Source organism: Bacteroidia bacterium, from assembly GCA_039924845.1.
Lineage (GTDB): Bacteria > Bacteroidota > Bacteroidia > DATLTG01 > DATLTG01 > DATLTG01.
Genome location: JBDTAC010000011.1, coordinates 1 through 3,166, shown reverse-complemented (window position 1 = coordinate 3,166; position 3,166 = coordinate 1). Strand labels below are relative to the sequence as shown.

The following is a 3,166-nucleotide window of genomic DNA, read 5'->3' as shown; positions in this document are numbered from 1 at the left end:
CTGGGAAAAACAAGTAGTACCAAAGAAAAGCAGAAGAGTGCTGGCTAAGAGGAAATTTCTGAGCATAAAAAAATTAAATTTTATGTGCTAATGTAATTATTTATTGCAATTCATTTTTGGAAAGCTGGATAATGTGTTAGATGTCAATGGAGTTCTTAATTAAACTTTCCAAAAGATTTTATTTTTTGGGAAAAAACTCTGATTTGCATCCAAGGCACGAATTTTAAGATTATAATTGTCGTTATTGTTGTTTGCACGGGACAGGATAAGGCTTAATGGCGTTATAAACAGACCTAACATCACCAAAACCATCCCTGCATTCATTGAAGTACTCATGGGCATGCTCACCAACTGGTAACCCATATCATGGGCATCATATACATGGGAAGTTGAAGAGCCCCTCCAATTGAGACGGCTAAGAATCCAAGTCAAAAAGTGCCTTTACTTCCTAAATCAATATTCCAATTGTAACGTATCATCTTAAAAGTTTTATATTCTATTTACTGTCAAGGCGGCCCAAAACGATCCTAAAATTTATTTAATTTGAATTAAAGGCCCTCCAAAACAACAGGGTTGTGAAAAGCAGATAACCGGGAAATTATTAAGATGATTTTTGATGGATGTGCCTCATTCATATGCGGGCATATGCAAATTCCAAAAAATATGTAGTCTAATGGTAATCCCCATAGCTGAATTTGTTACCCAATACAAAATTGCTGTTTGAAAACTATAAAAGATCATTTTAAGCCATATAATGTTCAAATATAAAGTTGGCTATCTTTTTTCTTTGAACCCCTTTAAAAGCCACGAAGAAATAAAGTTAGAAGGTAATGTTCTATTGCACGACTGGAGTCAAACATTGTTCCTATCTGAAAAGAGAGCCAGAAAAATAAGACATAAAATATCTCGCTATATTTTGTTGAAAAATTTAAAATTCGTTGACTAATTTGATCAGTGATCCTGATATTTGAAATTATTAAGGTTATGACAACTCCTAATAGGCCTCCAACTAATATATCCGTTGGGTAATGAAGTCCTAAATAGATCCTTGGAAGAAATACAAAACAGGACACATATATAAAGGTTATTAACCCTATTCTTTTGGAAATTAAAAATATCCCTGTTACTAAAGCAAGGAACATTACAGCGTGGTCGCTCGACATAGAGCTTTTTAAATGGAGGCCATCAGCAATGTGTGGGTCAGGGTATAAAAAAGTTAACAATGAATCCAGAACAGGCCTTTGCCTGAAAGGAAGAAGCCTTGCAAGTAGTCTTCCAAAAGCAATGGCAATTAGGCAGGAGATTAATACCGTGATAACCTTTTTTCTTTTTTCATCCAGGTCTTTATCCTTATTCATCCAAAAAAACCACAATAACGACACTATAATTCCTCCCTTTAAAAAGGCATTTTCAGAAACAAAAAAATGAAATCGTTTAGGAACGGGGAATTAGCGGAAATACCGTGCAATCCGCTTATAATAAAATGATCAAAATTATCCATTGCTTTGTTTTGTGTGAATAGCTATTTCAAATAAATAATTGAGGTCAAAAAAGATTGGGAAAGATATTTGGAAGGATATTATATCTACCAAAAATAATAATAAAGTTTTTATTTTTGGAAAAAAAATTCTTATTTGTCGCAACCAAAATGAAAATTTCTTAAAAAAGTTGGTTTACTATAAAATCAATAACCTTAACCCTTATCTCACGGGTTTTTTTAATCGTATCCTGAAGGACAATTAGTAAGGTACAAATTTGGGAGTTAAAAATGTGAAAAAAAGTTGATTTATTGCAACTGGTTAGAAATGTTTGACAAAAGTTACTTTATTATAAAACCGTTAACCTTAACCCTTATCACACGGGTTTTTTTAATCTTATCCGGAGAATAATTCGCGAGACGCGAATTTTGGGAGAAGAAAAGTTAAGCAGAAAAGAGAATTTCTGTAAAAAGAAGAAAGCTTCTCCAGTCCAAAATTTTGTACCTGGCCTTAATCCAAACCATTCACCATCTTGAGGAAATATTCTTCAATACAATTTGTTGTTATAACTAACTATATGCCCAATTTTTACGATGAAGTATGGCTCAAATAAAAATAAATGAAAGGATCATTTATTTCCTCGATTTGCCCAGCTTTCTTGTTTCTTCATCATCAAGAACCGGAGTAACTGTCGCATCGAGAACTGTATTCCAGTTCAGTGCGTAATTAGCCATTGCCACTGGGTCGTCAGACTCAATAATAGCAACACCGGTGCCACCTGCTAAATCGTGCCAGCGACCTATTAACCGGATATTTTTCCCGAAATCTGCTTTATCGTCTGCAGCTGTCATTTTGGAAAAACCTTTAAGTGCGTCGTGCCTTTTTTCTGTATGAAGACGCCAGCTCAACATAAATTTCATGGTATTTATTTTTAATTGTTAAGAAGCTGAATAAAGAGAGGGAAAGCAAAAATTAGTCGGACAAGGTAATTCTTTATTACTTCACAAGAGACAAAATAAAATCGTTAAGTTTTTAGCGATGGATCGGAACGCCCCATCGGTCTGAACCATTAGATAGGAGGCTGATGAAACTTTCCAAAAGTTTTTTTTGAATAACATCTGAGAAGGTTAATTACTAACTTTGGTTGAACAAACTTCTGAATTTCTAGAAATCTGCAATTTTGAAAAAGGGCATTTTGTTCGGTTCGTAAAAATTTTAATCAGGAATAATTAAATTTCATATAACCATATGGCAAAAACAATGAAAGCCGCTGTGTTGCATGGTGCAAAAGATGTAAGGCTTGAAAATCTTGAAGTGCCGGCTTTATTCTCCGGCATGGTGCTGCTCCGGGTGCAAAGGGTAGGTATCTGTGGTTCGGATCTGCATTACTTTGAAGACGGATATTGCGGAAGCTTTACTCCTTCAAGGCCATTTATACTTGGGCACGAATTAACAGGCGAAGTAGTTGATGTGAGTGATGGTGTAACTTCTTTACTTAAACCGGGAACAAGGGTCACCGTAAACCCTGCAAGAGCCTGTGGATTTTGTGATTATTGCAAAAGCGGTCATGGAAATCTTTGCCCAAATACAATCATGCTGGGTAGCGGAAGCACTAATCCTCCAACCAATGGAGCAATGGCAGAATATGTGACAGTCAGGGCAGACCAATGTCACCTGTTACCCGCCGA

At 35.5% G+C, this 3,166-nt stretch carries 3 protein-coding genes; 1 reads left to right on the top strand and 2 read right to left on the bottom strand.

The window, feature by feature from the left end:
* Positions 1-797: 797 nt before the first annotated feature.
* Positions 798-1,358 (bottom strand): phosphatase PAP2 family protein, encoded by a 561-nt coding sequence (locus ABIZ51_01590; protein MEO7087466.1) that lies wholly within the window; start codon positions 1,356-1,358, stop codon positions 798-800.
* 752 nt (positions 1,359-2,110) lie between these two features.
* Positions 2,111-2,398 (bottom strand): DUF3303 family protein, encoded by a 288-nt coding sequence (locus ABIZ51_01585; GenBank protein MEO7087465.1) that lies wholly within the window; start codon positions 2,396-2,398, stop codon positions 2,111-2,113.
* 340 nt (positions 2,399-2,738) lie between these two features.
* Between ABIZ51_01585 and ABIZ51_01580 the strand changes: the two genes are divergently transcribed.
* On the top strand, positions 2,739-3,166 hold a 428-nt coding region (locus ABIZ51_01580; protein MEO7087464.1), incomplete at its 3' end, for an alcohol dehydrogenase catalytic domain-containing protein.